At 70.6% G+C, this 16,514-nt stretch carries 16 protein-coding genes and 1 pseudogene; 8 read left to right on the forward strand and 9 right to left on the reverse strand.

Annotated elements, in window-relative coordinates:
• Positions 1-4: 4 nt before the first annotated feature.
• Positions 5-1,204 (reverse strand): M20 family metallopeptidase, encoded by a 1,200-nt coding sequence (locus ABZU76_RS24970; protein WP_354873582.1) that lies wholly within the window; start codon positions 1,202-1,204, stop codon positions 5-7.
• Between the two features lie 121 nt (positions 1,205-1,325).
• Between ABZU76_RS24970 and ABZU76_RS24975 the strand changes: the two genes are divergently transcribed.
• Positions 1,326-2,339 (forward strand): Lrp/AsnC ligand binding domain-containing protein, encoded by a 1,014-nt coding sequence (locus ABZU76_RS24975; RefSeq protein ID WP_354873584.1) that lies wholly within the window; start codon positions 1,326-1,328, stop codon positions 2,337-2,339.
• Positions 2,340-2,471: 132 nt separating this feature from the next.
• Here ABZU76_RS24975 and ABZU76_RS24980 read toward each other — a convergent pair whose 3' ends face one another.
• The 4 genes from ABZU76_RS24980 to ABZU76_RS24995 all read right to left on the reverse strand — a co-directional run bounded on the left by ABZU76_RS24980 (position 2,472) and on the right by ABZU76_RS24995 (position 5,958).
• Positions 2,472-2,651, reverse strand: coding sequence for a hypothetical protein (locus ABZU76_RS24980; RefSeq protein WP_354873586.1), 180 nt, complete (start codon positions 2,649-2,651; stop codon positions 2,472-2,474).
• A gap of 374 nt (positions 2,652-3,025) precedes the next feature.
• Positions 3,026-4,516, reverse strand: coding sequence for a DUF1996 domain-containing protein (locus tag ABZU76_RS24985; protein ID WP_354873587.1), 1,491 nt, complete (start codon positions 4,514-4,516; stop codon positions 3,026-3,028).
• 241 nt (positions 4,517-4,757) lie between these two features.
• Positions 4,758-5,507 (reverse strand): zf-HC2 domain-containing protein, encoded by a 750-nt coding sequence (locus tag ABZU76_RS24990; protein WP_354873589.1) that lies wholly within the window; start codon positions 5,505-5,507, stop codon positions 4,758-4,760.
• A 7-nt stretch (positions 5,508-5,514) separates the two neighbouring features.
• Complete coding sequence (locus ABZU76_RS24995) at positions 5,515-5,958, reverse strand: sigma-70 family RNA polymerase sigma factor (RefSeq protein ID WP_255637685.1); 444 nt, start codon at positions 5,956-5,958, stop codon at positions 5,515-5,517.
• Here ABZU76_RS24995 and ABZU76_RS25000 point away from each other — a divergent pair.
• From ABZU76_RS25000 to ABZU76_RS25020, 5 genes are read left to right on the forward strand one after another with little or no spacing between them, the layout of a single operon-like run.
• Positions 5,929-6,870 carry a hypothetical protein gene (locus tag ABZU76_RS25000; protein WP_354873591.1) on the forward strand — a complete coding sequence of 314 codons (942 nt, stop codon included), beginning with the start codon at positions 5,929-5,931 and terminating at the stop codon, positions 6,868-6,870. The genes ABZU76_RS24995 and ABZU76_RS25000 overlap by 30 nt on opposite strands.
• A complete protein-coding gene (locus ABZU76_RS25005) occupies positions 6,854-7,591 on the forward strand; it encodes a DUF4142 domain-containing protein (protein WP_354873594.1) in 738 nt (245 codons plus the stop codon). Before ABZU76_RS25000 ends, ABZU76_RS25005 begins: the two co-directional genes overlap by 17 nt.
• Positions 7,584-8,192 (forward strand): ferric reductase-like transmembrane domain-containing protein, encoded by a 609-nt coding sequence (locus tag ABZU76_RS25010; protein WP_354873596.1) that lies wholly within the window; start codon positions 7,584-7,586, stop codon positions 8,190-8,192. The genes ABZU76_RS25005 and ABZU76_RS25010 overlap by 8 nt, the downstream gene beginning before the upstream one ends.
• On the forward strand, positions 8,189-8,413 hold the full coding sequence (locus ABZU76_RS25015) for a ferredoxin (protein WP_220238256.1): 225 nt from the start codon (positions 8,189-8,191) through the stop codon (positions 8,411-8,413). Before ABZU76_RS25010 ends, ABZU76_RS25015 begins: the two co-directional genes overlap by 4 nt.
• Positions 8,406-9,731 carry an NAD(P)/FAD-dependent oxidoreductase gene (locus tag ABZU76_RS25020; protein ID WP_354873598.1) on the forward strand — a complete coding sequence of 442 codons (1,326 nt, stop codon included), beginning with the start codon at positions 8,406-8,408 and terminating at the stop codon, positions 9,729-9,731. Before ABZU76_RS25015 ends, ABZU76_RS25020 begins: the two co-directional genes overlap by 8 nt.
• Positions 9,732-9,834: 103 nt before the next feature.
• Here the strand turns inward: ABZU76_RS25020 and ABZU76_RS25025 are convergent, their stop codons facing one another.
• Genes ABZU76_RS25025 through ABZU76_RS25040 form a run of 4 tightly spaced genes read right to left on the reverse strand, consistent with a single transcriptional unit; the run spans position 9,835 to position 13,465 of the window.
• Positions 9,835-10,986 (reverse strand): acetyl-CoA C-acetyltransferase, encoded by a 1,152-nt coding sequence (locus ABZU76_RS25025; RefSeq protein ID WP_354873600.1) that lies wholly within the window; start codon positions 10,984-10,986, stop codon positions 9,835-9,837.
• A complete protein-coding gene (locus tag ABZU76_RS25030) occupies positions 10,979-11,578 on the reverse strand; it encodes a TetR/AcrR family transcriptional regulator (RefSeq protein ID WP_220238253.1) in 600 nt (199 codons plus the stop codon). The genes ABZU76_RS25025 and ABZU76_RS25030 overlap by 8 nt, the downstream gene beginning before the upstream one ends.
• A 10-nt stretch (positions 11,579-11,588) precedes the next feature.
• Positions 11,589-12,353, reverse strand: coding sequence for an SDR family oxidoreductase (locus tag ABZU76_RS25035; RefSeq protein ID WP_354873602.1), 765 nt, complete (start codon positions 12,351-12,353; stop codon positions 11,589-11,591).
• On the reverse strand, positions 12,350-13,465 hold the full coding sequence (locus tag ABZU76_RS25040; RefSeq protein WP_354873604.1) for an acyl-CoA dehydrogenase family protein: 1,116 nt from the start codon (positions 13,463-13,465) through the stop codon (positions 12,350-12,352). The genes ABZU76_RS25035 and ABZU76_RS25040 overlap by 4 nt, the downstream gene beginning before the upstream one ends.
• Before the next feature lie 71 nt (positions 13,466-13,536).
• On the opposite strand from ABZU76_RS25040, the gene ABZU76_RS25045 reads away from it, so the two are divergent.
• Both ABZU76_RS25045 and ABZU76_RS25050 read left to right on the forward strand, forming a co-directional pair.
• On the forward strand, positions 13,537-15,096 hold the full coding sequence (locus ABZU76_RS25045) for a FadD3 family acyl-CoA ligase (protein ID WP_354873606.1): 1,560 nt from the start codon (positions 13,537-13,539) through the stop codon (positions 15,094-15,096).
• Positions 15,097-15,513: 417 nt separating this feature from the next.
• Positions 15,514-16,335, forward strand: a pseudogene (locus ABZU76_RS25050) (enoyl-CoA hydratase); the annotation flags it as partial.
• Between the last annotated feature and the right edge of the window lie 179 nt (positions 16,336-16,514).

Here is a 16,514-nt window from a genome sequence, read left to right on the forward strand (position 1 = left end):
GTGATCACGCTGCCAGGACCGCGAGCTGCCGGCACGCCAGCTCGGCGAGCAGGGTCGCGCCGTCGGCGAGCACCGAGTCGTCGAACGCGGCGCGCGGCGAGTGGTTGTTCGGCGCGCCGACCGGATCGTCCGACCGCGACGCGCCGAGGAACACGAACGCGCCCGGCACCTTCCCGAGCACCCGGGAGAAGTCCTCCGACCCGGTCATCGGCGCTTCCAGCAGCTCGAACCGTTCCTCGCCGAAGACCTCACGCACGGTGCCGGCGATGAACTCGTGGCCGGAGTCGTGGTTCACCAGCACGGGGTACTCGGCGTCGTAGGTGATCTCGACGTCCAGGCCGTGCGCGGCGGCGATGCCCTCGCACACGCGCACGACCTGCGCGCGGATGCGCTCACGCACCTCCGGGTCGAACGAGCGCACCGTCGCCTCGAACACCGCGTCGTCCGGGATCACGTTGCGCCGCGTGCCGGCGTGGAAGCTGCCGACGGTGAGCACCACCGGCTCGAACGCGCCGAACGCCCGGGTCATGCGCGTCTGGAGAGCGGTGACCATCTCGCACGCGGCCGGGATGGGGTCACGCGAAGCCTCCGGCGCCGAACCGTGGCCGCCGGCGCCGACCACACGCACCTTCACCGCGTCGGACGCGGCCATGAGCGGCCCGGGCCGGCAGGTGAACAGGCCCCGCGCGTGGCGCGAAGACGAAACGTGCAGCCCGTAGGCGGCATCGACCTGGCGGCCGGACGCGGTGAGCACACCCTCGTCGATCATGTAGCTCGCGCCGTCGCAGCCTTCTTCGCCGGGCTGGAACATGAACACGACGTCGCCGGCCAGCTGGTCGCGGCGGCAGACGAGCAGCTGCGCGGCGCCGACGAGCCCGGCCGTGTGCAGGTCGTGGCCGCAGGCGTGCATGGCGCCGTCGATCTCGGAGGAGAACTCCTCGCCGGAGGCTTCCGTGACGGGCAGCGCGTCCATGTCGCCGCGCAGCAGCACGGTGCCGCCCGGTCCGCCGCCACCGCGCAGCACGGCGGTCACCGACGACAGGTCGCGGCCGAGGCTGATCTCGAGGCCGAGGCCGTCGAGGGCCTGGAGCACCTTTTCCTGGGTGCGGGGCAGGTCGAGACCGATCTCGGGGGTTCGGTGCAGCGATCGGCGGAGCGCGATGAGGTCGGGGCGGAGCGCTGCGGCGTCGGAGCGCAAGGACATGGGTCTCCCTCGCTGGAACATCGACATATGCTGGCCCGAAGATGATGCGAGTGTGGAACGCTCCTGCCGGCCGGATCGCAGGAATCCGCCAAATCGGCGCCGCGCGGACGAAGGATCGGCCATGCTGAGCGAGAGCGACCTCAAACTCCTCGACGCGCTGCAGACCCGGCCGCGCGCGACGTGGGCCGTGCTGGGCCAGGCGCTGGGCATCGGGGCGGTGACGGCCGCGCGGCGTTGGGAGGCGCTGGTGGCGCGCGGGCAGGCCTGGCTCACCGCGTACCCGGGCGGCGAGCTGGTGGCGCAGCTGGCGCTGGCGTTCGTGGAAATCGACTGCGCGCCGGGTTCGGCTTTGGCGGTGGCCCAGCGGCTCGCCGGCGACCCGCACGTGGCGACGGTGGAGTACCTGGCCGGGCACTGCGACCTGCACATCCACCTGGTGGCGCCAACGCTGCGCGCGATCTCCGACTACGTGCTGCACCGGCTGTCGGCGCTGCCGGGCGTCACGGCGACGCGCACGGTGGTGTCGCCGCGCTTGTTCACCGAGGGCAGCCGGTGGCGCGTCCGCGCGATCTCGCCGGGTGAGCGGGAGGCTTTGGTGTCGCCCTCGGCGCGGACGTCCGGACCTTTGCGCTTCGGCGAGCTGGACCGGGCGCTGATCCTGGCTCTCGGGGAGGGCGCGCGGGCGTCGGCCGCTTCGCTGGCGGTGGAGCTGGGCGTGGGCGCGAGCACCGTCCGGCGCCGCCTCGACGCCCTGCTGGCCCGTGGCGCCGTCCGGCTTCGCTGCGAGATCGCGCGGCCCCTGTCCCCCGCGCCCGTCACGGCGATGCTCTGGCTGCGCGTCCCGCCCGACAAGCTCGAGACGACCGCGCGCTCGCTCGCGATGCTGCCGGAGGTACGCATGTGCGCCGCCCTCAGCGGGGCGGCGAACCTGATGCTGGTGGTATGGCTGGGTTCCCAGCACGACCTGCTGCCGCTGGAGGGATCCCTGGCGGCCAAGCTGCCGTGGCTGGAGATCGTCGACCGCGCCGTGACACTGCGCGGGATCAAGCTCATGGGCCACCTGCTCGACGACGAGGGACTCGCCGCCGGCCACCTCCCCCTGGACTTCTGGTCGCCCGTGACGAAAAACCCTTGACCGGTCCGGCGGGTGCGGGGGGATGTGGGAGGGAAGCGCCCGCCGGACCGGCAAGGAACCCGACCCGGCGAGTGGGGGGTGGGTGAAGGAGAGGGAACCTCGCCGAATCGGAGCCTTCTTTTTTGGAGGGGGTCAGCCGGTTTCCGAGGTGGACACCAGGGACACCGGCAACACACCGGAGAACCGCCCGTAACCTGCTACCCTTCCGCCGCCCTCACACCACGGCAGGTCGGCAGCGGTGTCGCGCGCCGCACCGGCCGGATCCTCGCGACCGTCCCGGTCGAAATCCTCGTCGTGGTAAGGGAAATTCATGACTGCTCCTGGGTCTTTCCGTGTTCCGTCAACGCCAAGGGTGCTCGCTCAGAAGCCGGGCGAGGCACCACACCGCGCCGCCGGTCCGGGCGGCGGAAGCGCAGGACCCGGGTTCCCACCCAATGCCGACCCCGTCGGGCCGTGAACTCCGTGTGGCTCGGGGAGATCCGCATCGAAACTCCTTTTCCAGTCTGGTCGGGTCTGCATCGGCCGCCCTTCACCGGGAGACAAGCACCCCAATGCGGCGTTCGTTGCGTTCAACGCACCCAATGCCACATTGGGGTGCACTGGGCCGGGGTGAGCGGGCGGGGCGGGGGCGGCCCGGGTCCCAGCGGTGCCCGAGCGAGGCACCGCACCGGGCCGCCGGTCCCGGGTCATTCCTTGCAGCGCTTGCCCGTGTTGATGCAGGAGACCACGCGGTTCATCTGCGACTGCGTCATGACGTTGGCGAAGTCGTCGTGATCCGAGCGGGGGTTGTGCTTCTCCTCGGGGAACGCGTCCACTTTGTACTGGCCCTTGACCTGCACGTCGTGCGGGATGTTGTAGACCAGGGTGATCTTCAGCTGCGGCACGGCCTTGAAGCCGCGCTTGCAGTTGCCGTTCGCGTCGGAGAAGACGATGTGGGTGCGGTGGTTGGCACTGTCGATGTTCTTGCCGTCCCAGCAGTTCGGGAAGGCGTGGATGCGCTCGACCTTGCTGCCGTTGGGGCAGATCGGGTAGTGGTCGGTCAGCCGGTCCTCGAAGCCGGAGCACGTCCAGCTCGCGCGGGCGTTGGCGGGACCGTTGGCGCCTTCCTTCGCGTCACCGTAGAGCACTCGCAGGAACCGCGGCATCGCCACGACCCGGCGAGCGCCACCGCTGCCGAAGGACAGCGTCGCGGACACCACACGCTGGATTTCGCCGTCGTTGCCGGCGACCTCGTTCTCGCCGTTCACGCCCGGGAGCTCAGCGGCCGCGCCGTTGTCCTGCTTCTGCTTCTGCTCCGTGGCGCTCTCGCCGGCGGCCGGATCGCTGTTGGCGCTGCCGTTGTCGAGGCCTGTGCTGTCAGAGTCCTGCACGGCGCAGCCGGCCAGCGCGGCCGGGTCTTCCGGCTTCGCGCCCTGCGCGGTCATCGTGTCCGAGATCTTCTTGAGCGACTCGGACCGCTTGCCCTTCAACGACTTCAGCACCGCATCGGCGTCCTGCCCGGCCTCGACCTGCTTGTCGGCCTGGTCGACCTGAGAGTCCATCGCGTCGAGCTCGGTGTTGACCGCGTCCATGGCCTCGTCGGGCACGTCGGGCAGCTCGCTCGCCACGTCGGGGCACTCGACCTGCGGCTCGGCGGCGTCCTTGGCCGCGTCGGCGCGGTCGGCGGCCACGTCGTCACCCTCGGCCGGGGCGGCGGCTTCCGAAGACGCCGGGGCTTCCTCCTCCTCGTCGTCGGTGTCGATGCGGACCACCGGCCAGTAGTAGGTGGACTTGTCGCCGTTCTTGCACGTCGTGCCGGCGCGGGCGAGGCTGCGGTTGGTCGAGTCGGCGTTCGTGGAGAGGTTGCCGACGTAGTCGTGCAGGTGCTGGGCACCGTTGCGCACACCCGGCTGCGCGATGAAGTTGTCGGGGTTGAAGTGGCCGTTCTCGTTGCGTCCACAGTCGACCGTGAACGTGCCGCGCGCGCCGCGGTTCTGCGTCCGGCTCACGTTCGAGCCCTTCGGGACCTTGGTGATGTCCAGGAAGAACGACTTGTCGGCCGGGTCGGCGCCGGCGCGGTCGGGCTGGCCGGACGTCGCGTTCACGGCCAGCGCGCCGACCGCGAGGGCCAGGCCGAGCGCACCGGTGACGATCGTGACGCGCTTCGCCGACCGGTGACGGGGATGGTTCCTGGTCATGGTGCTGTGCTCACCTCGTTCGATCCTCCGGGCGCGCCGAACTACGGCCGCGGCCCGGGTGTGAACTACTTGGAGTCGAGACGCTCGGCAGCTCGGATGCGGGGGAATCCGGTGCCGGCACTGGGGAATACGGACGGGAAGGCGAAGTGGTTCAAAAAGAAATCGCCGCGTTATCCGCACGTGATCGGCAGGTCAGCCCCGAAAATCCATAAAGGACAGATTATTTCCCCAGCAGGGAGGGTCAGCGGTCGACGACCACGAGCAGCGTGCCGTCGTCGGCCCGGACCTCGAATCGCGTGATCTGGCCGGCCGGCAGCGACGTGCCGCCCGTCACCTTCAGCGGGCCCGGCGAGCCGGGGATCCCGTAGCCCTTCGCGGGCACGGACCAGCCCGTGACCGTGCGGATGTCGCCGGCTGAGGAGATGGCGAGCAGCTGGTAGTTCATCGGTCCCGCGACCCCGCTCAGCTCGAGGTCCACGGAGCTGCCCCACTCGCGCGGCGTCACGGACACGCGCGCTGTCACGGCCGAAGCGCCCTGACCCGACGACGTGCCGCCACCGGGCGCGGACAGCGAGGAGGACGGCGACGGCGGGACCGAAGTCGGCGCCGCCAGGCTCACGGTGGGACCCGCGGCGTCGGCCGGGCGCACCGCGAGCGTCACGAGCGGACCCGCCACCACGAGCGCGGCCGCGGCCGCCGCGGCGACGAGCCCGATGCGCCGGCGCCGCTTGCGCTTCACCGTCGCCTCGGCCATCAGCGCGCGCAGCACGCGCGGGCCGGGCGCCAGCGTGCGTCCCGGCGTGACCGGTACCGGCGGCTCCGGCCAGTTCTTCTTCACGAGGTCGAGCACGTCGGGCAGCTGGTGGAGCTCGACGAGGTCGAGCTGGCAATGCGGGCAGTCGAGCAGGTGTTCCTCGAACCGCGTGTTGTCGGCTTCACTGAGCACGCCGAGCACGTAGGCGGCAAGGTCGGTGTGCGGGGGTCCGGGCACGGTCACCTCACCCCCGCTCGCGCATGGCCTTCCGCAGGGCGCGGACGGCGTGGTGGATTCGCGATTTGACGGTGCCGGGAGGCACCCCCAGAGTGGCGGCGACCTCGTTCACGGTCCGGTCGGCCAGGTACGTCTGCTGCACCGCCTCCCGATGCTCGGGCGAAAGCCCTTGCAGCGCCTCGTAGAGGATCATGGCCGCCACCGTCTTGTCCGACTCGTCGGACACGAACACGGAGTCGGACTCGATCTCCTCGAGCTCCTGCGGACGGACACTGCGGCTGCGCCAGCCGTCGATGACGATGCGCCGAGCGACGGTGAACAGCCACGCGCGCAGCATCGCCGGCCTCCGGTCGAGCTTGTCGGCGTTGCGCCAAGCCTTGATCAACGTCTCCTGCACCACGTCCTCCGCCCACTGCCGGTCGTGACCGGTCAGGCGCAGCGCGAAGCCCATCAAGGCTCCGCCGAACTCTTGGTACAACGCTTTGGCCAGGTCGTCATGAACTCCGGGGGTTTCGGTTTCATGATCGTCCGTCGGGCTCAGCGTTCGATTGTGCCGTCCCACGCGGGACATCTTTGTGGCAACGACGCCATTTCGTCCAGTACCAAAATCACAGGCTTTGGTCACGAAAGTTTTTTGAACCGTGTCGAACCTGTGTCCGTATCCCCCGTCGAAGACCCCGACAACGCGCCGTTCCCCCGCGACGCACCGCATTCACCATGGGCTTACTGTCCACAGTGGATCAACTGCGCCCTTTTCCCGTCGTTTCCGCGCGACGGCGTGCAGTTCCGCCCCCTGGAGGAAGCCGTGAACCGCTTGTTCCGCACAGCGGCACCCCCCGCTGTGTGCCTGGCCGCATTCACAGTATTGACCGCATGTCAGTCCGGAACCGCTCCCGGTGGCTATCTCCCGAGCCCCGCGGGCCCGATGAGCATGCCGATGCAGATGCCGGCCGACCAGACCGACCCGGCCAAAGCCGAGCTGCGGGCCGCCCGCGCGTTCGACCTCGGAGACGTTGTCGTGGACGGTAGCGGTTTCGCCGCCTACCGCTACGACCGCGACAGCGCGAAGCCCTCGCGTTCGCGCTGCACCGACGAGTGCGCCGAGAAGTGGCTCCCTGTGCGTGCCAGTGGTGATGTGAAACTCACCGGCATCGACCGCGATCTCGTGGGCAGCGTCACTCGCCCCGACGGCACGGATCAGGTCACTCTCGCCGGCTGGCCGCTCTACCGCTACACCGGCGACGAGATGCCGGGGCAGACCGCCGGGCAGGGCACCGGCCGCGCGTGGTTCCCGCTGACGCCCGAGGGCGGCAAGATCGAGACCACCACCGATACCTGGCGGGCCGATGCGTTCCGGATCTGATCGCCTCCGCAAGGCCCTGCGTCTCGTGCTTGTCGTGTTCGCCGCGCTCGTGATGGTGCCGGCCCCCGCGTCGGCCCAGACGGGCGTCGACGCCGGGGACCAGCTGCTGCTCGTGAAGGTGCGCCAGGCCGGGCTGTGGGAGATGCCGGCCGGCACGTGGGCCGAAACCCGCGGCGCGGACCCGAAGGTGCGCGAAGTCGGCGCGGCGATCATGGTCGACCACGGCCGGCTCGACGTGCTCACCCGCCAGCTCGCCGCGAAGCTCGGCGTCGTGCTGCCCGCCGAGCCGTCGGCCCAGCAGATGGGCTGGCTCGACCAACTGCAGAAGGCCCCCACCCCGCAGGACTTCGACCGCCTCTTCGCCAACCTGCTGCGCGCGGCCCACGGTCAGGTGTTCTCCGTGATCGCCCAGGTCCGCGCCGGCACCCGCAACCCCGAGATCCGCGCGTACGCGACCGTCGCGAACCAGGCCGTGCTGCGGCACATGACGCTGCTGGAGAGCACCGGTTACGTGGACTTCTCCGCGCTGCCGTCGAGCGCGGTGGCCGATTCCGCGGCGCCCGCCGGCAGCGCGCTCGACCTCCGGACCTCCGACGTGCTCACCGCCGCACTGCTCTTCGTGCTGGTCGGCGGCGCGACGCTGCTCGGAGTCCGCTACGCGAAGTCCGGCCGCCTGCGCGGCGGCCGGCTCCGTCCGAACTCAGGAGAAACCCATGGTTGACACCGTCCACGAGGCGGTGACCACCCTCGCGCAGCAATCCACCGACCCCGCCGCCCGCGGCATAGCCTCCCTTTCGGCCCGGCTGTCGTACGCGTTCATGTGCCTCGCGCTGTGCTGGGGCGTGCTCACCGCCACCGGCTGGGTACGCTCGGTCACCGGCCGCAAGGCCCTGCGCAGCGGCCACTTGATGCTCTCGACGCTCGCGCTCGCGTTCGGCTGCCTGCACGCGCTGGGGTTCCTCTACCTCACCGTGAACCCGTTCTCACTGGCGTACATCTCGATCCCGTTCATGCCGGGCACACTCGCGCGGCACACGTTCGGCATCGTCGGGCTGGAGCTGATGCTGGCCATCGCGCTCACCGCCTGCGTGCAGCGCTGGACGTCGTACCGGCGTTGGCTTTGGCTGCACCGGCTGGCGTACCCGGCCGTCGCGCTTACCGCGCTGCACGCGTTCCTGGGCGCGATCGCCAACGGTCACCTCGCCGCGATGTGGCTCGTCGGCATCACCCTGCTCGTCCCCCCGGTCACGCTGGCGCTGCTGCGGTTCCTGCCGCCGCGGACGCTCGAGCGGATCGGGCTCGTCGAGGAGCAGGTGGCGTGAAACTCCCCGGCAGCGGGCCGCGCGTGAGTGTCGACAACGACCGGTGCGAGCTCTACGGAATCTGTGCGATGGAGGCCCCCGGCCTTTTCGACCTCGGCCGGGACGGGCGCCTGCGCTTCCGCAAGCGCCTGCTCGAGCCCGAAGACATGACCCAAGCGATCGCCGCGGCCCGGGTGTGCCCGATGCAGGCGGTCGTGCTGAGAGGGGAACTTGATGGCTGACGGCGACCGGATCGTCATCGTCGGCGCAGGTGTCGCCGGCCTGCGTGCGGCGGAACGACTGCGTGAGCTCGGTTTCGACGGCGAGATCGTGGTGGTGGGCGACGAGGCCCGCCGCCCGTACCACCGGCCGATGATCTCGAAGCAGCTCGTGATGGGAGCGGCGCGACCGCCGGACACCACGCTGCGTGCCTACGGCGACCTCGACGTCCACTGGCGGCTCGGCACGCGCGCGACCCACCTCGACACCGTCGAGCGCGTCGTGCACCTGCCCGGCGGTGAATCGCTTTGGTACGACGGGCTCGTGCTGGCCACCGGCGTCGTGCCGCGGCACCTGCCCGGCTCGCCGCGCCACGACCCGCGCGTGCGGGTGCTGCGCACGATCGACGACGCGCTGGCCGTGCGGCACTGCCTGCACGCGAGCAACAAGCCGGCTGTGGTGATCGGCGGCGGCCTGATCGGCAACGAGTTCGCGGCGAGCATGCGCCACCTCGGCCGCGACGTCACGCTCGTCGGCCACGCGAAGGCACCGCTGCACCGCTTCGGCAGCCGGATCTCCGACGCGGTGGTGAAGCTGCACAAGGAGCACCGGACGAAGCTGGCGATGGGCTCGGAGGTGCGGCACTGGATCAGCACCGACGACACCATCGGGCTGCACCTGACGAACAACAAGCTGCTCGTTGCCAGCTGCGTGGTGCTCGCGATCGGCAGCGTCCCCGCGGTCGACTACCTGCGCGGCTCGGGCCTCGACGTCGAGGACGGTGTCCTGTGCGAGCCGACGCTGTTCGCCGAGGGCGCCGACGACGTGGTGGTGGCGGGTGACCTCGCGCGCTGGCCCAACCTGCGCTTCGACGAGGTGCCGCGCCGCGTCGAGCACTGGATCAACGCCGTGGAGTCGGCGCGCGCGGCCGCGGAGAACCTGATCGCGGGCCGGTCGGCGGCCACGCCGTTCGCGCCGCTGCCGCGGGCGTGGTCGACGCTCTACGACGTGCGGCTGCAGATGGCGGGCATGCCGTCGCTCGGCGAGGACACCGTGTCGCTCGCCGACGGCATCACCGGGTTCATCCGTGCGGGGCAGCTCGTAGGCATCACGGCGTGGGACAAGCCGCGCGCGATGCTCGACTGGACGGCCGAGCTCGACCGGCGGCTGCCGGTGCCGGAGTACACGCCGTCCTTGGCCGCACCCGAGCCCGTCGAGACCTGGCCCGACGAGCAGTTCGACACCGATGAGCGGTTCTACCCCGATGAGCGGTTCGACACGCAGGAGTTCTACGCGCAGTTCGCCGACGAGTTCGACGCCGCGCAGGACTTCGCGCGGTGAGAGCCGGGGGTGGCCGCGCGCGGCGGCCGCCCCCTTCCACCGGTCACCACACCGTCCCAGCGGCTGGGCGGTGTGGTGACCGGCCCACGGTTTTTTGACCCGGCTACAGCCGTTCGACGATGGTGACGTTGGCGGTGCCGCCGCCTTCGCACATCGTCTGCAGGCCGAACCGCGCGTCACGGCGTTCGAGCTCGTGCAGGAGCGTGGCGAACAGTTTCGTGCCCGACGCGCCGATCGGGTGGCCGAGCGCGATGGCGCCGCCGTTCACGTTCACGCGGTCCGGATCCGCGCCGGTCTCGTCGAGCCACGCGAGCACAACGCTGGCGAACGCCTCGTTGACCTCGAAAAGGTCGATCTCACCGATCGTGAGGCCGGTCTTGCGCAGCGCGTGCGCGGTCGCGGGGATCGGTCCGGTGAGCATCCAGACCGGATCGGCGGCCCGCACCGACAAGTGGTGAATTCGTGCTTTGGGCTTGATCTTGTGCTCGTTGACGAACCCGGCCGAGGCCAGCAGCGTCGCGCTCGCGCCGTCGGAGAGCTGGCTGGAGACGGCGGCGGTGATGCGGGAACCTTCGGAAAGTGGCTTCAGCGAGGCCATCTTCGCGAGGCTGGTGTCGCGGCGGGGACCTTCGTCCACGCGGAAGTCACCGTAGGCCACGAGTTCGGCGTCGAAGCGCCCTTCGTCGATGGCGGCGGCCGCGCGTTCGTGGCTGCGCAGCGCGAACTCCTCCAGCTGCGCGCGCGAGAGGTCCCAGTGGCGCGCGATGAGGTCGGCGCTGCGGAACTGCGAGACCTCCTCGGCGCCGTAGCGCTCCTGCCAGCCTTTCGAGCCCGAGAACGGGTCGGGGAACCCCAGCTCGCGCCCGGCGAGCATCGCCGAGCCGATCGGCACGGCCGACATGTTCTGCACCCCGCCCGCGAGCACGAGGTCGGCGGTGCCGCTGAGCACCGCCTGCGCCGCGAAGTGCACGGCCTGCTGGCTCGAACCGCACTGGCGGTCGACCGTCACTCCCGGCACGTGGTCGGGGAACCCGGCGGCGAGCCACGCGGTGCGCGCGAGGTTGCCGGCCTGCGGCCCGAGCGTGTCGACGCAGCCGAGGATCACGTCGTCGACCAGTGCGGGGTCCACGCCTGTGCGATCGACGACTGCTTTGATCACGTGCGCGCCGAGGTCGGCCGGGTGCACGGCGGCGAGCGCGCCGCCGCGCCGGCCGACGGGCGTGCGCACGGCGTCGAGCACGTAGGCCTCAGCCACGGCGCCTCCGTTTCGCGATGCCGTCGAGCAGGATGCCGAGGTACTGGTCGGCGACGTCGTGGGCGCTCAGCGCGCCTTCGGGGTTGTACCAGCGCACGGCGACCCACACCGTGTCGCGGATGAAGCGGTAGACGAGCTCCACGTCGAGGTCGGGGCGGAAGACGCCGGCCTCGACGCCGTCGGTGAGGATGCCGTTCCAGAGCTTGCGGAACTCGGCGTTGCGGTCGTTGAGGTACGCGAATCGCGGCAGCTGCATGAGGTGCTGGGCTTCGTTCTGGTAGATCGCGACCTCGGCGGGACGCCGGTGGATCGAGTCGAACGAGGCGACGACCACGGCTTCCAGCGTCTCGCGCGGGCCTTTTCGCTCCGCGACGATCTCCGCGTAGGCCCCGAACAGCTCGTCGAGGAAGCCGGACAGGATCTCGTCGGCCATCGACTCCTTCGAGTCGAAGTGGTGGTAGAGGCTGCCGGACAGGATGCCCGCGGCGTCGGCGATGTCGCGGACCGTGGTGGACACGTACCCGCGCTCGGCGAACAGCTTCGCGGCGAGCGCGAGCAGCTCGGCTCGCCGGGATCCGGGGGCGTTCTTCACTCGTTCCACCTCACGCGTGCTGGGCACTGACCGACACCACCTCGCCGGTGAGGTACGAGGCGTACTCACTGGCCAGGAACACCATCACATTCGCCACCTCCCACGGCTGCGCCGCCCTCCCCGAGATCTCACGCGCGGCGAGCTCGGCGAGCAGCTCGTCGCTCGTCACCTTCGCGAGGTTGGCGTGCATCGCGAGGCTGGGCGCGACGGCGTTCACGCGCACGTCGTACGGCGCGGCGTCCACGGCGGCACAGCGCGTCAGGGCCATCACGCCGGCTTTGGCGGCGGCGTAGTGGGCCTGGCCCTCCTGTGCGCGCCAGCCGAGCACACTCGCGTTGTTCACGATGGCGCCGCCGGTTTTCTGCACCGCGAACCGGCGCAGGGCCGCCCGGGTGGCGCGGAAGGTGCCGGTGAGCGTCACGTCGAGCACGCGGGACCACTCGTCGTCGGACATGTCGAGCAGGGAGCAGGTGCCGCCGAGGCCGGCGTTGTTGACGAGCACGTCGAGGCGGCCGTAGTGCTCGACGGCCGCGTCGATGAGGTGCTGGACGTCTTCTTCGCGGGTGACGTCGCAGAGCACGCCGGGGACGCCGAGGTCTTGCGCGGTCTCCTTGAGGCGGCGTTCGTGGCGGTCGCTGATGAGGACGTTCGCGCCTTCTTCGAGACAGCGTTTCGCGGCGGCCGAGCCGATGCCCGTGCCGGCGGCCGCGGTGACCACGACGACCTTGTCCTTGAGCAGGTTGTTGCCGCTGGGGTACTTCGGGACGGTGATCACGGCCGGGCCTCCCGGGGCAGGCCGAGCACGCGCTCGGCGATCACGGTGCGCTGGATCTCGTCGGAGCCGCCGTAGATCGTGTCGGCGCGGGAGAAGAGGAACAAGCGTTGCCAGCGGTCTTCGGTCGCGACCAGGCCCGCGGCGCCGCGCACGAGCATGGCCAGCTCGCCCAGCTTGCGGTGCCAGCCGGCCCAGACCAGCTTCGCGACGGAGGCGGCGCCGGGTCCGTCGGGTGCGCGCAGGGCGTGCGCGTGCATGACCTCGAGGCCCACCCACGCCCGGGCGATGGCCTCGGCGACGTGCGGATCCGTTGCCACGCCGGACGTTTCGGCGAGTTCCGTGATCGCCCCCAGCTCCCGCCGGAATCCGACCTGCTGACCGAGTGTGGCGACGCCCCGTTCGAACCCGAGCACGCCCATCGCGACCCGCCAGCCGTCGCCGGGCGCGCCGACCACGAGATCCTTGGCGGTGCGGGCTTCGGTGAAGAAGACCTCGTTGAACTCGGCGGTGCCGGTGAGCTGGCGGATCGGCCGGACTTCCACGCCGTCCTGGTGCATCGGGATGAGCAAGAAGGACAACCCGTGGTGGCGCTTGCTGTCCGGCTCGGTGCGGACGAGCGCGAAGCACCAATCGGCGACGTGGGCCAGCGACGTCCAGACTTTCTGGCCGGTGATCACCCACTCGTCGTTGCGGACTCGCGCTTTCGTGGCGACCGCGGCGAGATCGGACCCGGCGCCGGGTTCGGAGTAGCCCTGGCACCACAGCTCGTCGACCGCGAGGATCTTCGGCAGGAACCGGCGTTGCTGGGCTTCGGTGCCGAACGCGATGAGCGCCGGCCCCAGCAGCTCCTGCCCGAGGTGACCCACCCGCGCGGGCGCGTCGGCGCGGGCGTACTCCTCGTGGAACGCGACCTGCTGCTCGATCGTCGCGCCGCGCCCGCCGTGCGCTGGGGGCCAGCCCAACCCGTTCCACCCGGCGGCGCCGAGTTTCCGTTCCCAGGCCCGGCGTTCCTCGAACGCTTCATGCTCGCGGCCCGGCCCGCCGAGACCCTTGAGCGCGGGGTCGAGGTGCTCAGCCAGCCAGGAACGGATCTGCGTCCGGAACTCGTCCACCGCGTTCTCCTCTCTGGCCCCGGGGCTCGTCCGTAGGTTACCCTACCAAGCACTTGCTAGGGAGGTCTGCGATGACGCTGCCGCTGACCGTTCCCGCAGCGCTCGACGCGGCCGCGGAGCGGGACCCCACGGGCGAAGCCGTGGCCGACGGCGACGTCCGGCTGACGTGGGCCGCCCTGCGCTCACGCGTGCGGGCTTTCGCGGGCTTCCTGTCTTCGCACGGCGTGGGCACCGGCGCGCGCGTCGCGGTGTGCTCCCCCAACACGTGGCACTGGGTCGTGGCGGGCCTGGGCATTCTCTACGCGGGCGCGACACTCGTTCCGGTGAGCACGCGTTTCACCGCGCGGGAAACCCTGGATGTGCTCATGCGGGCGCGGGTCTCGGGTTTGGTGATCACGGGCCGGTTCCTGGGGACTTCACGGCTGGCTGCGTTGAATTCCTTGCCACCGCTGGTGGTGCGCGTGCCGGTCGAAGTCGCGGAGCCTCCGGTGCCGGGCGTCGCCGAATGGTCCGATGTGGACGGTTCTTTCGGATCGGCAGCGGTGACCCCGGACGACGTCAGCGACATCCTCTTCACCTCCGGCACCACCGGTCCCAGCAAGGGCGCAATGAGCGCCCACCGTCAGGCGCTCGGGGTCGCGGCCGCTTGGGCGTCGTGTGCCGGGTTGTCTTCTGGGGACCGCTACCTGGTGGTGAACCCGTTCTTCCACAGTTTCGGTTACAAGGCAGGCATCCTGGCCTGCGTCCTCACGGGGGCCACGATCGTTCCGCAGCGCGTCTTCGACGCTTCCTCGACGTTGCGCTTGATCGAGCAGGAACGCATCACCGTGCTGCCCGGCGCCCCGACCGTCTACCGGATGCTGCTCGACGCCCCGGACCGTTCACACCGGGACCTGTCCACTTTGCGCCTGGCCGTCACGGGCGCGGCGTCGGTTCCGGCACCTCTTGTGGCCCGCATGCACTCCGACCTGGGCTTCGACACGGTGCTGACGGCCTACGGCCTGACCGAAGCCGTCGTCGCCACCATGAGCAGCCCGACCGATTCCCTAGACGTCGTCTCCCACTTCTCCGGCCGCCCCACCGCAGGCTTCGAAATCCGCCTCGGCGACCACGACGAGATCCTCCTCCGCGGCCCCAACGTCATGCTCGGCTACCTCGACGACCCGGCCGCCACCGCGTCCGCAATCGACCCCGCCGGCTGGCTCCACACCGGCGACGTGGGGTCCTTGTCCCCCGACGGCCACCTCCTCATCACCGACCGCCTCAAGGACATCTACGTCAGCGGCGGTTTCAACGTCTACCCCGCCGAAGTCGAGCAGGTGCTTGCCGCCCACCCCGCCATCGCCGACTCCGCCGTCGTCGGCCTCCCCGACCCCCGTCTGGGCGAAGTGGGCCGCGCCTACATCGTCCCCCGCCCGGGCGCCGGTCTGACCGCCGAGGCTGTTTTGGCTTACTGCAAGGAGAATGTGGCCAACTACAAGGTGCCGCGCTCAGTCGAGTTCGTCCCTGCTCTCCCCCGCAACCCGTCGGGGAAAGTCCTCAAACGCCTTCTCCGCGAGACCCCCATGCCCGACGCCGTCGACAAAGCGACCGCCACCAAGACCCCACCGCAGGAGCGCCCACATGCCTGACTTCCTGGACGTGGCGGCCTCACCATCACCGCCACGCCGCGCGGACCCGACCGCATCCAGCCGCAGCGCGGGCATGCGTGAACTGCCGCACGACCACCGCGGCCCAGTCGCCTCCCTGAATCGGCCCGCGCTGGAACCCCGACGAGCGCACCGATGCCTGAAGTCCCCCGCGAACGCTGCGGCCCCATCACACTCGTCATCACGGACCGGCCCGACCACCGCAACGGGCGAGAACCCACCGACGCCTGAAGTCGAGCACGAACGCCGCGGCCCGACCGCCATTCTCACCGCGAACCGGCCCGACCACCGCAACCGGACAAAACACACCGATGCCTGAAGTCGAGCACGAATGGCATGACCCGACCGCCATTCTCACCGTCAACCGGCCGGAGCACCGCAACCGGGGAGAACACACCGATGCCTGAAGTCCTCTATGAGCGCCGCGGCCCGACCGCCGTCGTGACCATGAACCGGCCGGAGTACCGCAACGCCCAGAACTCCGCGATGACCTACGCCCTCGACGATGCCTTCACCCGCGCCGTCGAGGACTCCGAGGTGAAGGTCATCGTCCTGGCCGGCGCGGGCAAGCACTTCTCCGCCGGCCACGACATCGGCTCCCCCGGCCGTGACGCCGACGTGTCGTTCCCCCGCCGCGCCGTCACCTGGTGGGACCACGTCGATGCCCCCGGCGCCGACCAGCGCTTCGCGCGTGAATCGGAGGTCTACCTCGGCATGTGCCGCCGTTGGCGGGACCTGCCGAAGCCCACCATCGCCGCCGTCCAGGGCGCCTGCATCGCCGGCGCCCTCATGCTCGCCTGGACGTGCGACCTCATCGTCGCCTCCGACGACGCCTTCTTCGCCGACCCCGTGGTACGCATGGGAATTCCCGGTGTCGAGTACTTCGCCCACCCCTGGGTACTGGGCCCGCGCGCCGCCAAGGAAGTCCTCTTCACCGGCGCGCGCTTCTCCGCCGACCAGGCACTGGCGTGGGGCATGGTGAACCGCGTCGTCCCCCGCGACGCCCTGGAATCGGAGACCCTTTCACTGGCCGCGCAGATCGCCGAGATGCCCCGTTTCGGACTCGCGCTCGCCAAAAAAGCCGTCAACCAAGCCGAAGACCTCATGGGCCTGCGCAACGGCATGGACTCCGCGTTCGCCCTCCACCACCTCGCCCACGCCCACAACGCCGAAGCCTCCGGCGACTCCCTCGGCGGCCACACCGCCCGCTCCATGCGCGACCCCGCACCGCCAACGCCCCATCCAGAGCCGACCACCGCCGCCCACCACGCCACGGACCGCCACGCCTCGGGCGTCCCCAGTCCCGAACCCGCCGACCACCTCACAAATCAGGGCAGCACAAGCAACATCAGTCCCGCGTCCGCCGACCACGCGACAGATCACGGCACCACAAGCAACAG

The sequence above is a fragment of the Amycolatopsis sp. NPDC005232 genome, from assembly GCF_040607795.1.
Taxonomy (GTDB): Bacteria; Actinomycetota; Actinomycetes; order Mycobacteriales; family Pseudonocardiaceae; genus Amycolatopsis.

What these genes read in the sequence shown, in the direction of transcription:
- ABZU76_RS24970 (WP_354873582.1), bottom strand. Translation starts at nt 1,204, where the DNA reads ATGTCCTTGCGCTCCGACGCCGCAGCGCTCCGCCCCGACCTCATCGCG.
- ABZU76_RS24975 (WP_354873584.1), top strand. Translation starts at nt 1,326, where the DNA reads ATGCTGAGCGAGAGCGACCTCAAACTCCTCGACGCGCTGCAGACCCGG.
- ABZU76_RS24980 (WP_354873586.1), bottom strand. Translation starts at nt 2,651, where the DNA reads ATGAATTTCCCTTACCACGACGAGGATTTCGACCGGGACGGTCGCGAG.
- ABZU76_RS24985 (WP_354873587.1), bottom strand. Translation starts at nt 4,516, where the DNA reads ATGACCAGGAACCATCCCCGTCACCGGTCGGCGAAGCGCGTCACGATC.
- ABZU76_RS24995 (WP_255637685.1), bottom strand. Translation starts at nt 5,958, where the DNA reads ATGGGCTTCGCGCTGCGCCTGACCGGTCACGACCGGCAGTGGGCGGAG.
- ABZU76_RS25005 (WP_354873594.1), top strand. Translation starts at nt 6,854, where the DNA reads ATGCGTTCCGGATCTGATCGCCTCCGCAAGGCCCTGCGTCTCGTGCTT.
- ABZU76_RS25010 (WP_354873596.1), top strand. Translation starts at nt 7,584, where the DNA reads ATGGTTGACACCGTCCACGAGGCGGTGACCACCCTCGCGCAGCAATCC.
- ABZU76_RS25020 (WP_354873598.1), top strand. Translation starts at nt 8,406, where the DNA reads ATGGCTGACGGCGACCGGATCGTCATCGTCGGCGCAGGTGTCGCCGGC.
- ABZU76_RS25045 (WP_354873606.1), top strand. Translation starts at nt 13,537, where the DNA reads ATGACGCTGCCGCTGACCGTTCCCGCAGCGCTCGACGCGGCCGCGGAG.